Source organism: Niabella terrae (assembly GCF_054783135.1).
The window spans coordinates 413,483-428,529 of the sequence record NZ_BAAGRD010000001.1; the positions used below are offsets into that span (position 1 = coordinate 413,483).

A 15,047-nucleotide genomic window follows, 5' to 3' on the forward strand; every position below is an offset into this window, starting at 1 on the left:
CAGCTACATGGCTAATGCTATCTGCCACTGCTTACGCATATTTAATAATGATCGACTCAATGACATTACCTGCATCTTCACATTTATCTGTGATCAGCTCCATCACCTGGTAGATATCCCTTCTCTTAATCAGTTCTTTGGCATCTACATCGCTATTAAATAATTTCTCGATGCTCATATCAAAAACATCGTCTCCCTGGTTTTCTATGCTGTTTATTTTCACCAGGGCTTCGGTAATATTGCGAATATTCTTCATGTTGCGCAATTCTGCAACTGCAGCCTTCACCTGCTGGGTACCCACTTCGATCAGGTCGGCCATTTTCTGAATGCCCGTCTCGTTGGGATTGACTTTATAAAAATTAATCTTTTTGGTAGCGGAATGCGTAAAATCAACAATATCATCCAGTGCCGTAGCGAGTGAATGGATGTCTTCGCGGTCAAAAGGCGTGATAAAATTGCGGCCTAACTCTGTAAATACTTTATGGGTCAGGTCATCATTATCATGTTCCACGTCAACGATATCCTGCACCAGTGCGGTTCTTTTATCGTAGTCGGGCTCGTAGACCATCTGCTTTAAAATTGTACCAGAACGGGCAACATTGGCAGCTATTTCCTCAAACAACTCATAAAAAACCGTGCTGGCGGGTGTAAAAATCTTCAAAAATGAATTGAGACCCATAGTATTGATTTTAAAGTAGTGGCAAAAATATCGGCTTCCCTGCTTATATCTTTTAAAATTACGGGAATTAATAATTCCTTAATATGGAAATTTCCATTTATGTGTATAACCCTTTGTCTGAAATTTCAATGCAGCGATCTGTAAATCAGTGCGCTGTCAGAAAAGTTTCAATCTATTTCCAGCAGTTGGCAAAAGATTATAAGAATACATTGACCCTGCTGAAATGGGAAATAAGACCCATTCATTTTCCGGTAACCTTTTGTTCATATTTTAATAATACCCGCTTAACCCTGTGGTAATACTGGTGGGGCAATTTTGCCAAGTATTCCTGCTGCGCGCAACCATCCAAGCGCACTCAGCGGACTGCAGTACGATAAGTTTTTTTAAATAAAAAAATGAAACAAATGAAAACTTTGAAAAATGGTATGAGTGTGTTGCTGGTTCTGGCCCTGGGTTTTACCGCCTGTTCCAAAACTGATGATCCGGGGGAAGATCCGGCCGGCTCTGACAATATTCTGGTTACACAGCATATCAGCACTGATACCAAATGGACCAAAAATAATGTTTATGAACTGGCAGGTCGGATTACCGTACTGAACGGCGCCACCCTGACAATTGAAGCCGGCACCATCATTAAAGGTCAGGCTGGCAGCGGTGCGAATTCCACGGTACTGCTGGTAGCCAGGGGAGGAAAACTAATGGCCGAAGGCAGCGCAACGGCGCCCATCATCTTTACTTCCGTAGCTGATGAAATCAGCCCCGCAGATATTACAGCAGGAAATTTCGCAAGCCCCAATCTGGCGCCCACTGTAAACGGACTCTGGGGAGGTGTCATCCTGCTCGGTAAGGCTAAGATATCCGCCTCTGCCGCTGAAATTCAGATTGAAGGCATCCCTACTTCGGATCAGAATGGTCTGTATGGAGGTAGTGATGATGCAGATAATTCCGGGACATTGAAATATGTTTCGATTCGACACGGAGGTACCTTAATCGGCGCAGAAAATGAAATCAATGGTTTGACACTTGGTGGTGTCGGATCCGGAACGATTATCGATCAACTTGAGGTCGTTGCTAATCAGGATGACGGAATTGAATGGTTCGGAGGCGCTGTGAATGCAAAAAATGTAGTCGTCTGGAACTGTGGCGATGACGGGATTGATACAGACCAGTCCTGGCACGGCAGTCTCGACAATTTTGCCGTAATTACCGTCAAGGGTCACGCCTTTGAACTGGACGGCCCTGAAGGGACAGCAAACTATGGCGCGCACACCATTCAGAATGGCTATGTGAATGCTGCTGGTACAGCGGACCTGATCAACACTGACGCCAACACCTACGTCAATCTGAAAAATATTTTTGTGACGGGTATCAGTGCGGGACAGGTAATCCGGCACAATGCAGTCTCAGGTGGTATCGTCGGTTATGACGGAATCAATCTGGAGCTGCCGTCCGGCGTTATTGGAGATTATGTGAAAAACAATGACGGGAACCCGGTAAGTCCTGTTCCTGCCGGCATTCAGAGTGGCACAAATTCTACTTTCAACAAATCCGGTCTTAGCTGGACCTGGACGGCTCAGGCAGGACAGCTTTAGACCCTAATTGAATCCTACAAACAATATATCAGATACAGGTCCGTCCACCCTTGGTTACGGACCTTTTATTATACTTTAAGAATTGAAAATGAACAGACGCATTCTCCTGTTTTTACTGGTTTTTTATTCCGGAAACCTATTGGCTCAATTACAACCGGCGACCATCCGTGGCAATGTGATCGACAATGCCAGCGGTGAACCCCTTAAATCCGTTACGGTAAAAATTGCCGGTCGTTCCCAGGCGCTCAGTACGGATCTGGAGGGCAGTTTTTCATTCACCCTGCCCGCGGGGACTTACACCCTGGAACTCAGCTATGTTTCCTATCAGTCAATGACCATTCAGGATATCAGCGCCACTCCCGGACAAGTGACATTACTGACCGATCTGAGGCTGCAGCCTGCTGTCCGGCAGATCGAAGCAGTTGTGGTAACCGCCCGGCAGACCCGAAACTCGGAGGCCGCCATTTATACCATCAAAAGAAGATCGCCGGCAATGATGGATGGCATCTCAGCCGATAAAATGCGGTTAGCCGGAGATGCTACAGCGGGTGCCGCTGCCAAAAGAGTTACCGGCGTGACCGTCGAAGAAGGTAAATATGTCTACGTACGGGGACTGGGTGATCGCTATTCCAAGACCACACTCAATGGCATGGAGATCCCGGGACTGGATCCGGATCGTAATAGCCTGCAAATGGACATCTTCCCTGCGGCTATGATTGACAATATCATGGTCAGTAAAAATTTCGTGGCCGACCTGCCAGCCGATTTTACCGGTGGTGCCATGAATATTGAGCTCAAAGATTTTCCTTCACGCAAAACATTTGGCATTTCGGTGGGGCTGTCTGTCAACCCTGATATGCATTTCAATTCCAATTATCTGAGTTATTCGGGTGGGAAGACCGACTTTTTGGGGATCGACGACGGTACCCGCCAACTTCCTGCGGGCGCCCGTGGCACCATCCCTTCTCCCACCAGCGGACACAGTACGGCACAGATAACGAATTTTATCGGGCGTTTCAATAAGACACTCGGCGCCACCCCTACGACCAGTCTCTTTGATTATGATTTTTCTATTTCATGGGGCAATCAGGTGCGACTGAAAGGCAATAAATCCCGTCATCTGGGCTACCTGATTTCGGCTTCTTATAAAAACGAGACAAGACTCTTCAATGATATCATTTACGGGGAATATCAGAAAGATGCCGACCCGGAGGTGTATGAATTGAATGCAGCCACATTACAGCAGGGGCAGGTAGGCGAACAGTCCGCTTTGCTGGGCCTATTGGGAGGACTGGCCTATAAAACCGAAAATTCTAAACTACGACTTACTGCTATGCACCTGCAGAATGGCATTAGCCGCGCAGGCCGGTTTGACATCGAAAATACAGGAGCTGCGGTAGGCACTTCGGGTTACAGGGCCCAATCCAACAACCTGGAATACAACCAGCGCTCGCTGACCAACCTGTTTTTGAACGGTGACCACCGTTTTCCTAATCCGGACTGGGAACTGGACTGGCGTATCTCGCCCACCTATTCTATTTCCAATGATCCAGATATCCGCAAGACCGCTTTCACTTATGATCCCGGCAAAACCTGGTTTTCGGCCGGAGCCGGAGGCAACCCTTCCCGTATCTGGCGTTATCTGAATGAACTGAACCTTTCGTCGCGGATCGACCTGACGAAAAAATATAGTTTCCGCGAACGGGCAGCAAAACTGAAATTCGGTTTCAGTAATCTTTATAAGAACCGGGACTATGAAATTCTTTCCTATGACCTTCAGTTCTTCCAGCCGCAGGACTGGTCCCAGATCCAGTATGATCCGAATCAGGTACTGTCGGAATCTTTTATCTATCCGAACAGCCCCAACGGCGCCTATTTTGTTTCAGGCAACAATTCGCCCAATCCCAATGAATTTCAATCCAGTATACTGAACACCGCAGCCTATGTTTCCAATGAACTGCCTGTTACCGAAAAACTGCGTGCCATCCTTGGTCTCCGGGCGGAACAATATACCCAGCGGCATACCGGGCGCGATCAGAATTATGCCAATGGCAATACCGTCCAGGGCCTTAACCTGAATAACGCAAAAGTGCTCAACAGCTTCAAATTATTTCCGACACTGAACCTGATTTATGCCCTCCGTGCGAATCAGAACCTGCGGCTTTCATACGGACGTACCATCGCACGACCCTCTTTCAAGGAAATGTCTTTTGCACAGATTCTGGACCCGATTTCGAACCGCATTTTTAATGGAAGCCTGTTGGCTTATCCGGGAGAATGGGAGGGGTCATTGAAAGAAACAGACATCAATAACTTTGACGCCCGCTGGGAACTATTCCTTCCTGGCACACAAATATTTTCAGTCAGTGCTTTTGCCAAAACCTTTAAAAATCCCATCGAACTCGTACGAATCTATACCCAGCAGACCAGCACCGAATACCAGGCCCGAAATGTGGGTAGCGGTATCCTGGCCGGTGCAGAACTGGAATTCAGGAAAAACTTCGATTTTATTTCCGAGACCTTTCGTTCACTGAGCCTGAGCGGCAATTTTACTTATGTGTATTCAAAAATCGACATGACCCACACAGAGTACCAGGCCCGCAACGGCAATTATAAAAAAACAGGCGAGTCCGTAAAAAAAGACCGGGCTATGGCGGGGCAGGCTCCCTGGGTCATCAATGCCGGCCTGAGCTATAATAATATTGACCATGGTATTGATGCCGGACTGTTCTATAATGTCAAGGGACCCGTACTCTGGATTGTAGGCGGCAGCCTGTTTCCGGATGTATGTCAATTGCCTTTCCACAGCCTGAATCTGAGTATCGGCAAAAAAATAGGAGAAAGGTTCAACATGGACCTGAAAATTTCAAACCTGCTGAATCAGAGGGCCCAAAAGGTTTACCGCTCCTACCAGGCTGCCGACCAGCCATTCGAAACTTATCGTCCCGGATCTGCTTTTGGCCTGGGTCTCAGCTATAGCCTGTAAACCGAAACTGCGCCGGCAGTCGTCCACAACGTCGCTGGTTACTGCACCGCTTCAGGCCGGTAAACATAGGCGATGGTGTATAGTTCTTTTTTGAGTTCCGGCAACAGTTCACCGATTTTCAAGTCACGGGACTGGGGAGTCGGTTCACAAACCGTATAGCGGGCACCATCATACTGGATGGTGGTGCCCACCGGTTTGTCAAACTGCACGGCTATCGTAACATGACCGGGATAGGCCAGCACGATCATCGGCAACCGGTAAATCTCTTTTACCAGAAAAAAGAAAAGACCTACCCTGTCGTCACAATCACTATAGGGAGAAAGCAGGGTCTGTTCGGGTGACAGACGTTTTTCCGAACCAAAATACCTGCTATCGGTTTCAAAGGGAAATGCATACCGCGTAAAATGCATCAGGTAATCCACCCCTGCCCGCTGGTGCATACCTTTTAATTGCTTTTTCAGCATCACAATCAGGGAGCGATAGGTTTCATTGCTCAGCGGGATATTCAGGTAATCAGCATATGCCACCACCGGGTAATTATTAAAGAGTCGGTTGATCTGGGGGTTGATGCGGATATTAAACTGATATTCACTGGTATGATAACGGAAGGCCAGTTGCCGGTTTCTGTATGCAGCCGGATCAAAATCCGGCAAGCGGGTAATCTTATAGGAAAAACCCCTTTGCTGCCCGGGTAAGGCCAGCGGTATCACTTCAAAGGGCTCCTGCTCAAAATTAATATTGCTGCCGTAATCATGATAATTCAGGCACACGAATTGCCGGCCATCCGACTGCATCCGGTATGGGATATTAAAAATATTCTCATCACACTGGATGTACAGCAACAGCTTCTTCCCGTGATGGCTGAGTAGTACACCATAGCCACTTTGCACCAGAAAATACCATTTGTACAGGGTATAGCGCAGGTAATTCTCTTCCTTGGGACTGAGGACCTGCGCGGTCTGGCGTACCAGCTGATAATAGAGCCAGTCATCGGGCCGGTGATTGCGGCGGTAAGTTTCCAGTGCTGTAAACAGATTGCGGTAGTCCCGCTGGCGGATGGCCTGGTAGAAAGTCCGGACCTGGTCGGCGTCCGGCCGCTGCGCCTTGAAATCCACGAAGTTGTCGCGGTCAAATTCAAAACTTATGCGTTCGCCGTAAAAATCAAAGCTCACCGGAGCAGCACCTGCCCTGGTACCCGAAAAGAGCCATATCAAGCCGAATAATATGATGTACCCGCTTTTCATATCCGGAAGGATCTTAAAGTTAGTGATCTTTATCCGGCTTGAATATTAAGTTTTACGGGATGGTGAAGGGACCCAATCGCTTAGTTATTCTCCCGGACGCCGATCAGGGAATAGAGTATGGAAGATCCCAAGGAAAGCAGAATACTGAAGGCGAGGGCCCACCAAAATCCTTCTACGACCACACCCTTGAAAAAATTGGCCGCCAACAATACCATCAGGGCATTAATAACCAGTAAGAAAAGTCCCAGGGTGATCATGGTTACCGGGATCGTGAGAATGACCAAAACAGGTTTCACAATGGCATTGAGAACAGCCAGAACCAGGGCAAAAAGTGCAGCGGTTTTCATATCTGCAATCTTCACCCCGTTGAGGATGCTTTGCAGTAAATAAGCAATTAGTGCGGTAATCAGTACTTTAAGGATAAAGTTCATCGGGAATTGTTTATTAAAGCATAAAGATAGTTTTTAGAAATATCTTGCATGCTGATTATTGAAATATTATTTTTTAGTGACTGCCATACCTGTTTGCAGCCTATATTTGATGCCGGAATATCCTGGTTTCCATGCCGCGTAAACTATTATATATTGTAAATCCTGTTTCCGGTACCAGCTCCAAGGAGCGGATCCGGCAGCTCATTTCCAGGGAAACCGAAAAAGCTGGATTCCCTTTTCAGTTTTTCCCTTCCGTGGCTGACGGCAACTACCAATTCCTCTTTGATACTATTATAAACGAAAAGTTTACCGATATTATTATTGTAGGCGGCGACGGAACCGTCAGTCAGGTGGTCGACCAACTCAAACATTTACCGGTAGAATTCGGTATCATTCCCAGGGGATCCGGCAATGGCCTGGCTTACGGAGCAGGAATTCCTTCCGGTATTAAAAAAGCCCTGCAAACTGTTTTTACCGGAAAAAGCCGACTGACTGACGGATTTCGGATTAACCGGAAATTCGCCTGCATGCTCTGTGGTCTCGGATTCGATGGTAAGGTGGCACATGAATTTTCCCGGCAGGCACAAAGAGGACTGGCCACGTATATAAAAGTCAGTGTCAAAAATTTCTGGTCCGCCAGACCTTATCGATTTAATATCGGGCTGGCCACTAAAAACTTCGACATCGAAGCTTATTTTATCAGTATCGCCAACAGTAATCAGTTCGGCAATAATTTCACCATCGCTCCCCATGCGGATCTGAGTGATGGATTACTGGATATCGTGATTGTGACAGAACAGTCGAAACTGGAAATGTTGTATAATACCGTAATGCAGATCACAGGACTCAACCCCCTGAAAACCCAGAAGCAGATTCGCAACCACCGGGGGATCATTTATTTTCAAGCCAGTGAAATTATCATTGGCAATACCGGACTGGCCCCCATGCATATTGACGGTGAACCAGTTGTATCCGATTTACGGGTCCATGCCGAAATTGAGGAAAAATGTTTTAAATTGATCAGCTAATGACCCGGGCAAGACAGCAACCCATTTATTTACCGAGCCGCTACCAGCAACAATATCCGGAAGCCGGGTGTGACGAGGCCGGGCGTGGTTGCTATGCGGGACCGGTCTTTGCTGCAGCAGTGATCCTTCCCGCTGATTTCCGGCATCCCCTGCTTAATGACAGTAAACAGTTAAAACCGGAATTACGACTGGAGCTCAGGGAACTGATTATCGAAACTGCGCTGGCCTATGGGATTGCCATGGTCGATGTCGAGGAAATTGATCATACCAATATCCTGAAGGCAGCGCAGCGCGCCATGCATATGGCGCTGGATGCCCTTGCCCCCGCGCCGGGTTTTATTGCTGTAGACGGTAATTATTTTATCCCTTACCGCCAGGTGCCTCATGCCTGTATCGTTCGGGGGGACGGTTTATACGCACATATCGCGGCAGCGAGCATCCTGGCTAAAACGGCACGGGATGCCTACATGATGGATTTGCACCAGCAATACCCCCAATACAACTGGTGCTCCAACAAGGGCTATGGCACAGCAGCACACCGTGAGGCCATACAGGAACACGGACTATGCGAGCACCACCGCAAAAGCTTTAGGATCCAGCCTGTACAGCAGCCCTTATGGGAATGAAATCAGGCGGTGCCTACCTATTTCAGGGGATGATGGCTAATTTCAATACAGGAAACTTTAATTACGAAACAATATTTGATTAATTTTAGTGATCTAACCTAAAAATTTACAGGTATGAAGAAAATTATATTCCCCTTACTGGCGGGCCTTATTTACACAGGTGTATACGCACAAAGTGATGATAAAGCGGATGCCAAAAAAGAAGAACCGAAAAAAGAAGAAGCCACTGCAAAAAAGTCTGATCGGAAAACCAAGGCAAAATCAGCAGAAAAAGAAACGGCCGAAGAGCGTCATGAGCGACAAAAGGAAGGCTGGCGTCGCTTTGGACGTGCGCAGCGGGACTTCTGGAAGGCGGAACATGAAAAACATGTAGCCGATAAAGAAGATAAAGATTCGGATAAACCGAAAGAAAAGGCCGAAAAGACAACATCAAAAGATGCATCAGCTTCCGAGGACAAGCGTGAAGTAAAAAGGGAAGGTCCTCCCAAACCACCGAACCCGTTTAAAAAGAAAAAGAAAAAGGAAGATCAGGATAAAGACGAACAGGAAGCGGAATAGTACCTACGGCCTCAGAAAACTGCTGCGGCATGCCGCAGCGTTTTAATGTCCCGCCGGCAGGAATGAATCAACTGCCCGGATTCCTGCGATCCAGTCCCCAAATGAGCTTGGTTTGAATGGTATGCAGGAAATTATTCTCTGAAAGACGCAATAATTCGATTCCGAATTTCTCCTTCCTTACCGCCAGCGAGACCTTTTTATGGACAATTTCCTTTCGGGAATCCAGTCCGCAGATGATCTCATCCCAACGACTTTCGATTTCAAAGGATATAATACTCTTATCACTGACTACCAACGACCTGACGTTCAGGTGATGTGGTGCTACCGGCGTAATGATAAAATTTTCAGAATCCGGGAATACAATGGGTCCCCCACAGCTCAGTGAATATCCGGTTGAACCCGTAGGCGTGGAAACGATCAGGCCATCAGACCAATAGGTGTTCAGGAACTCACCATTGATATACGTATGTACTTTTAACATCGACGCAGTATCACGTTTCAGGATCGCAAATTCATTCAGTCCGAAAGGCACATCTCCGAATATCGGGAGATCTGAATCTACATGAATCAGGGCCCGTTTCTCGCTGATATAGGTACGTAGCGCCAGGGCTTTGATGGCCAGGCTCAGGTTGTCCCGGCCAATACTAGCCAGAAAACCAAGCCGCCCGAAATTAATCCCCATTACTGCAATAGGCTTGTCTTTGATCAGAATGACGGTGTCCAGCAAAGTGCCATCTCCGCCAAGGCTGATGATAAATTCCACATCATCACCCAACTCCGCAGCCCCCACGAAAGTAGGGGTATGGGGATCCAGTTGTAAGGGCTCCTTCAGATCTTCAAACAGGGGCCGGTAAACGATATAGCTGAACTTATAATGATCAAGTTCCTCAAAAAACTTTTTCACATCCTCATAAGTGGCACGGTCCACTCCCCTGCTGTAAACGGCTACTTTCATGAATTTTAAAAGATATTCTTCTTGTGTAAATATACCCCGTTTTGCCCTAACTGATTAAAGGAGAGCTCCACCTTAAGTGTAAAATCGTATTCCGTAAAGATATCCAGTCCCAGGCCACCGCCATAAACCATACGGTTGTTCAGACGATTGGATGGCTCAGGGTCGGGATCATAGGAATAACCCGCATTGCCAAAAACTTTTCCGTAAATTTTGAGCGGAATATTTCGGGAAACATATTTTTTGAGAAAAGGCAGCTGAAGGCTGAAATTAGCCAGTCGGTGCGCCAGGGTCGCATTGACCAATCCGCCGGCGACACCATCCATTACATAATATTCATAGCCCCGTAAAAACATATCACCATAACCTAACAGCTGTTTATTGATAAAAGGCTGGTCAAATGGAAGTTTCAGGGTTCCAAGCGCAGAAAGGCTGTAATAGGTATTGCGACCCAGATGCCAGTTACCCAGCCCCCGGGCGTGTAATTGCCAAAGGTTCATATTGCGGTCGAACCCGATTTTACCGAAATAAAGTTCTGCAGCATATCCCTTGGTCGGATAAGGAATATAATCCAGGTTCTGGTAAATCATCCGATAATAGATTCTGGGGAATCGTACATTGTCGGTACCATTCGCCAGAAATTCAGGATTGAGCTTTCGTACGGTATCGCCGATATGCAAAGTACTGTAGCCGATACCAAAAATATGTCGTGTAAAAAAAGCAGGCCGATAAGTAGTCTCTACAAATCCGTCGAAAAAATTACGCAGGTACTTTTCATTGTCTTTTACAAAGAGCTGTTTGTCATTTTCAGTCCCATAATTAATCTCATGATTCTTGCCCAGTGACAGATCCACATTAATCCCCCATTTCAGGTCTTTGTCGATATAAGGCCGGCTGTAGCTGAGCCTTAGCTGTTTGGTATAACCGGTGATAAAATAAAAACGCAATTTATCATTGTTGCCACTGACATTGGTATAGAGCAATTTAACGCCATAATCCAGTCGTTTCGCATCTGCTCCCTTCTCAAAAAGCCATTGATTCAGATTACGGTCGACAGGCTTCACATAAGGAATCGGCCATAAATACCAACGCTCCTTGACTTTAACACCCACGTCTACATAATGTCCTTCGAAACGCTTGACATGCACATTGACTTCATTCACGGCAAAAAGCGAGGTATTCAGCAATTGCGTTTTACCCTGAGAGAATAGATCCGGAATCTGGCTGATGAGAATCGAATCTCCTGACTTAAAAGGTAGTTCCCTGAGGATAATGATATCGCGGGTCTTTCGGTTGCCTTCAATGGTAATATCCCGGATTACAAAATAATTGTCCGTTGTAGGGGGTATGATACTATCCGTAATAAAAGTGTTGGTCCCGACCGGCGAAGGTGTTTTTACGGTATCCCGCCGAAGATCCAGTGAATCCACCTGACCAAAAGCCTCCCTACTACCCAACAAAATAAGCAGACCCAATAAATATGTACGGGGGAATTTTCTCACGTTTTCACAAAATACGGATATGGGGTAAAATTAAATGTTAAGATAGTTGATCAGGTTTTCATAGTTGTCCCTGAGTTCATTGGCATAGAGCTCTTCGCCAAAATAGTGCTTAACATGATACTCATAACGCTGAAATGTCGCGATCACGTCGGACACTTCCAGTTTATTCAGTTTGAGGGTCACCTGCAGCATTCCCGTTTCCTTATTGACTGAAGTATTCAGCTGGGTAATCTGTGCATCGTTGGTTTCCACAATTTTACTGATTTCAGAAAAAGAGTACTGTCGGGGCTCCATTTCCAGAACGACCAGGGCGCCGGCTTCTTCCAGGTTCAGAAATCCCGCCAGATCCTGCACCAGGCGACCCGTCATCAGGGCACCCTTGTACTGTCCTTCCGTATCGGTAACTGCCAGAACGCCAAAGCCCGTACTGGCAGCCAGTGCAACGGCTTTCAGGAAATGTTCCTGTTCCTGCAGCACTACCTGCGACAAGCGGGCATTGAGTTCATTGATTAATACAGCTCCATCCTCCTCCTGCAGGACTGCTTCCGTTATCATACCCAGGTACCGGCCTTCCAGCACAACGGGTAATTGCTGCAACTGATCGTGGTACATCCATTGCAATACCGTATCAACGGTATCCGATAATTTTACCTGCGGGAGCTGTTCTAAAAGAAGGTCTTTTATTAACATTTGTGCGCCTGTTTTTAATAAGACTTAAATTCTCAGGCATTTGTTGCAATAGCGGCATGCTTTTTCAGGAAATCGAATAAAATCGTATTGAATTCGCCCGGGACTTCCATCATAGGAGCATGACCACATTTGTCTATAAAATGCAACTCACTGTTTGGTAGTAGTTTATGAAATTCTTCAGCGACAAACGGCGGTGTTACATTATCATTCTTTCCCCAGATCAAAAGTGCGGGAATATTTATCTTGGAGAGTTCCTTTTCCAGATTATTGCGAATTGCACTCTTGGCCAACGCAATTATTTTAATAACCTTCAGCCGGTTATTGGTAATGGAAAATACTTCTTCCACCAGCTCTTCAGTTGCCATGGCCGGATCATAGAAAGTATACTCCGTTTTTTTTCTGATATATTCCCGGTCGCCGCGTTTGGGATAGCTGTCGCCCATAGCACTTTCAAAAAGTCCTGAACTGCCTGTCAGGGTAATGGTTTTCACCGGGTTCGCTTCATTTTTCAATAAATAAACCAGGCCTACATGACCTCCCAGCGAATTACCCAGCAGGTGGATATTCTGGTACCCCCTAAATTCAATAAATTTATGCAGGTATTTAGCCAGTCCGCTGACACTGGTGTGCAGGATATCCATTTCCAGTAAGGGCAATAAGGGTACCACCACCTTATTATACTGCTTAAAATGATCAATCAATCCTGAAAAATTGCTCAGGGCACCGAATAGACCATGTAAGAGTAACAGGGGCTCACCTTCGCCTTCCTCGACAAAGCTAAATTTATCCTCTTGTTTTATTTCGTATTTCATTCCACACAATATCGCCGCTAATATATTGATTTTAATTATCTATATCACGAATCGGCAGTATTTTATTTAAGCCCGGGACTTTTACAGGCGTCCGAACATCTTCTCTATCTGCTCTTCTTTAAATTCCAGATAGGTTGGCGACCCGTCAGGGGCGGTATTAAAGGGCTGACACTGGAACAGGTCCCGGACTAATTGTCTCATCTCTCGTTGGGTAAGCCGAATACCAGTCTTGACGGCGCGCTGCCGCGCCAGGGAACGAATGAGCTTTTCCCGTTCAGATATCCGGATATCACTGCTGAAATGTTTGTATTGCTCCAGGGTGAAGTCGATGACTTGTTTTTCATCCCCAGGCTCCAGATCTGCCGGGGTACCCTGGATCAGATAACGATGTCCCCCGGCGGGTTCTATCAGATAACCCAGCTGTCCAAAATAAGGCAGCAGCTCCTGTAAAAGACCTGCATCGGCGGGAATCAGATCGATGGTAACCGGAAACATAGTGCTTTGTGTTGCTATCGGCTTGTCAGCGGCAGCCTGACTCATTTGCTGGTAGAGGACCCGTTCATGCGCGGCCTGCTGATGGATCAGCAGAAAACTCTGTTCTCCTCCAATAAGAATATAGGTTTTTAAAACCTGTAAAAGATCGGTATGTTCGTCAATTTCAAAAGCCTGCTGGGGCAACGCAGTTAACTGTCCGGAAGATGGGGGCGGATTTTTTTCGTACTCAAACAGCGCATCTTCTTCTTTCAGCGGGGCATAAAAGTCTTTCCAATCCTGTAGTGGCTCGGCAGGTTTTTCTATAAAATGCGCCTGATGCTTCCGGGTAAATCCCTTATAGAGATCGGAACCTGCCGCTTCCTGTTGTTTATTGGAGGTAAAGGGTTGGGACACGGCCGGCAATTGTTGAATCCGGGCATCCAGATCAAAATCCAGCGTGGGCGTAATACTGAACTGCGCAAGGGCATGTTTGATAGCCGCCTGAACAAAAGCATAGATAATTTTTTCGTCTTCAAATTTTATCTCCTGCTTGGTGGGATGCACATTCACATCTACCTGTTCGGGGTCCAGCTCAATAAAGAGCACATACATGGGAAAACTGCCTGCCGGCAGCATTTCCTGGTACGCATTCATAACGGCATGATGCAGGTAGGGGCTTCTGATAAAACGATTATTGATGAAGAAATACTGGTCCCCGCGGGTTTTTCGGGCTGTTTCCGGCTTTCCCGTAAAGCCGTAGATATTCATATAATCTGTTTCCTCCTTTACCGCGACCATCTTCGCGTTGTAATTATTTCCCAATAGTTGCAGTATCCGTTGCTTGAGATTGCCTTTTTCCAGATAAAATACCTGTTGTCCGTTGGAAGTCAGTGAAAACTGAATTTCAGGAAAAGCCAGGGCGACCCTCGTGAATTCGTCAATAATATGCCGCATTTCCGAGGCATTGCTTTTCAGAAAATTGCGTCGGGCGGGAATATTAAAAAACAGGTTTTTCATGGCAATGCTGGTACCCTCGGGGACCGCAACCGGTTCCAATGACTGAATCCTGCTATTGGCCACCCGCAGGAAATGGCCGGCTTCATCGTCCGGGCGTTTGGTTTTCAGTTCCACTTCGGCGACTGCCGCAATCGAAGCCAGTGCCTCACCCCGGAAGCCCATAGTACTTATATGGAACAGGTCTTCAATCTGTTTTATTTTGGAAGTAGCATGGCGGTCGAAACATACCCTGGCATCAGCCTCGCTCATACCGCACCCGTTATCGATGACCTGTAAAAGGGATTTACCCGCATCCGCTATCAACACTTTTATTTCGGTGGCCCCGGCATCTACCGCATTTTCCATGAGTTCCTTCACCGCACTGGCGGGTCGCTGTATTACTTCGCCGGCGGCGATCTGGTTGGCTATATTATCCGGTAATAAGACTATCTTGTCGGGCACGTTTTGCATTTTTTA

General features: G+C 46.7%; 13 protein-coding genes. 5 read left to right on the plus strand and 8 right to left on the minus strand.

All coding sequences use genetic code 11. The features are described 5' to 3' along the window. Window positions 1–31 precede the first annotated feature (31 nt). Window positions 32–679 (minus strand): DUF47 domain-containing protein, encoded by a 648-nt coding sequence (locus ACYVI9_RS01840; protein ID WP_460759861.1) that lies wholly within the window; start codon window positions 677–679, stop codon window positions 32–34. Window positions 680–1,083: 404 nt separating this feature from the next. Here ACYVI9_RS01840 and ACYVI9_RS01845 point away from each other — a divergent pair, with 404 nt between their 5' ends. Together ACYVI9_RS01845 and ACYVI9_RS01850 are read left to right on the plus strand one after the other, a co-directional pair. Beyond that, on the plus strand, window positions 1,084–2,271 hold the full coding sequence (locus tag ACYVI9_RS01845; RefSeq protein WP_460759864.1) for a hypothetical protein: 1,188 nt from the start codon (window positions 1,084–1,086) through the stop codon (window positions 2,269–2,271). An 88-nt stretch (window positions 2,272–2,359) separates the two neighbouring features. Continuing rightward, entirely contained in the window at window positions 2,360–5,257 is a 2,898-nt protein-coding gene (locus ACYVI9_RS01850) for a TonB-dependent receptor (RefSeq protein WP_460759867.1), read from the plus strand. 38 nt (window positions 5,258–5,295) lie between these two features. On the opposite strand, the gene ACYVI9_RS01855 is transcribed toward ACYVI9_RS01850, so the two are convergent. Further along, the gene (locus ACYVI9_RS01855; protein WP_460759870.1) at window positions 5,296–6,501 is read right to left on the minus strand and encodes a hypothetical protein; all 1,206 of its coding nucleotides are present in this window, start codon (window positions 6,499–6,501) and stop codon (window positions 5,296–5,298) included. A gap of 80 nt (window positions 6,502–6,581) precedes the next feature. Further along, window positions 6,582–6,932, minus strand: coding sequence for a phage holin family protein (locus ACYVI9_RS01860; protein ID WP_460759872.1), 351 nt, complete (start codon window positions 6,930–6,932; stop codon window positions 6,582–6,584). 131 nt (window positions 6,933–7,063) lie between these two features. Here ACYVI9_RS01860 and ACYVI9_RS01865 point away from each other — a divergent pair, with 131 nt between their 5' ends. The 3 genes from ACYVI9_RS01865 (at window position 7,064) to ACYVI9_RS01875 (ending at window position 9,144) form a co-directional block, all read left to right on the plus strand. Further along, a complete protein-coding gene (locus tag ACYVI9_RS01865) occupies window positions 7,064–7,960 on the plus strand; it encodes a diacylglycerol/lipid kinase family protein (RefSeq protein ID WP_460759874.1) in 897 nt (298 codons plus the stop codon). After that, complete coding sequence (locus ACYVI9_RS01870) at window positions 7,960–8,586, plus strand: ribonuclease HII (protein WP_460759877.1); 627 nt, start codon at window positions 7,960–7,962, stop codon at window positions 8,584–8,586. Before ACYVI9_RS01865 ends, ACYVI9_RS01870 begins: the two co-directional genes overlap by 1 nt. 114 nt (window positions 8,587–8,700) lie before the next feature. Beyond that, entirely contained in the window at window positions 8,701–9,144 is a 444-nt protein-coding gene (locus ACYVI9_RS01875) for a hypothetical protein (protein ID WP_460759879.1), read from the plus strand. Window positions 9,145–9,211: 67 nt separating this feature from the next. Here ACYVI9_RS01875 and ACYVI9_RS01880 read toward each other — a convergent pair whose 3' ends face one another. The 5 genes from ACYVI9_RS01880 to mutL form a co-directional block, all read right to left on the minus strand. Then, entirely contained in the window at window positions 9,212–10,099 is an 888-nt protein-coding gene (locus tag ACYVI9_RS01880) for an NAD kinase (RefSeq protein WP_460759882.1), read from the minus strand. 5 nt (window positions 10,100–10,104) lie between these two features. Continuing rightward, entirely contained in the window at window positions 10,105–11,598 is a 1,494-nt protein-coding gene (locus tag ACYVI9_RS01885; protein WP_460759885.1) for a POTRA domain-containing protein, read from the minus strand. 30 nt (window positions 11,599–11,628) lie between these two features. Then, on the minus strand, window positions 11,629–12,288 hold the full coding sequence (locus tag ACYVI9_RS01890) for a CBS domain-containing protein (protein WP_460759887.1): 660 nt from the start codon (window positions 12,286–12,288) through the stop codon (window positions 11,629–11,631). 32 nt (window positions 12,289–12,320) lie between these two features. Then, on the minus strand, window positions 12,321–13,100 hold the full coding sequence (locus ACYVI9_RS01895; protein ID WP_460759890.1) for an alpha/beta fold hydrolase: 780 nt from the start codon (window positions 13,098–13,100) through the stop codon (window positions 12,321–12,323). 81 nt (window positions 13,101–13,181) lie between these two features. Next, complete coding sequence (gene mutL, locus ACYVI9_RS01900; RefSeq protein ID WP_460759893.1) at window positions 13,182–15,032, minus strand: DNA mismatch repair endonuclease MutL; 1,851 nt, start codon at window positions 15,030–15,032, stop codon at window positions 13,182–13,184. Window positions 15,033–15,047 lie beyond the last annotated feature (15 nt).

Excerpts from the sequence above, each read along its gene's own strand:
- ACYVI9_RS01890 (WP_460759887.1), bottom strand. The coding sequence starts at position 12,288 with ATGTTAATAAAAGACCTTCTTTTAGAACAGCTCCCGCAGGTAAAATTA.
- ACYVI9_RS01845 (WP_460759864.1), top strand. The coding sequence starts at position 1,084 with ATGAAAACTTTGAAAAATGGTATGAGTGTGTTGCTGGTTCTGGCCCTG.
- ACYVI9_RS01850 (WP_460759867.1), top strand. The coding sequence starts at position 2,360 with ATGAACAGACGCATTCTCCTGTTTTTACTGGTTTTTTATTCCGGAAAC.
- ACYVI9_RS01880 (WP_460759882.1), bottom strand. The coding sequence starts at position 10,099 with ATGAAAGTAGCCGTTTACAGCAGGGGAGTGGACCGTGCCACTTATGAG.
- ACYVI9_RS01865 (WP_460759874.1), top strand. The coding sequence starts at position 7,064 with ATGCCGCGTAAACTATTATATATTGTAAATCCTGTTTCCGGTACCAGC.
- ACYVI9_RS01840 (WP_460759861.1), bottom strand. The coding sequence starts at position 679 with ATGGGTCTCAATTCATTTTTGAAGATTTTTACACCCGCCAGCACGGTT.
- ACYVI9_RS01875 (WP_460759879.1), top strand. The coding sequence starts at position 8,701 with ATGAAGAAAATTATATTCCCCTTACTGGCGGGCCTTATTTACACAGGT.
- ACYVI9_RS01860 (WP_460759872.1), bottom strand. The coding sequence starts at position 6,932 with ATGAACTTTATCCTTAAAGTACTGATTACCGCACTAATTGCTTATTTA.
- ACYVI9_RS01870 (WP_460759877.1), top strand. The coding sequence starts at position 7,960 with ATGACCCGGGCAAGACAGCAACCCATTTATTTACCGAGCCGCTACCAG.
- ACYVI9_RS01895 (WP_460759890.1), bottom strand. The coding sequence starts at position 13,100 with ATGAAATACGAAATAAAACAAGAGGATAAATTTAGCTTTGTCGAGGAA.
- ACYVI9_RS01855 (WP_460759870.1), bottom strand. The coding sequence starts at position 6,501 with ATGAAAAGCGGGTACATCATATTATTCGGCTTGATATGGCTCTTTTCG.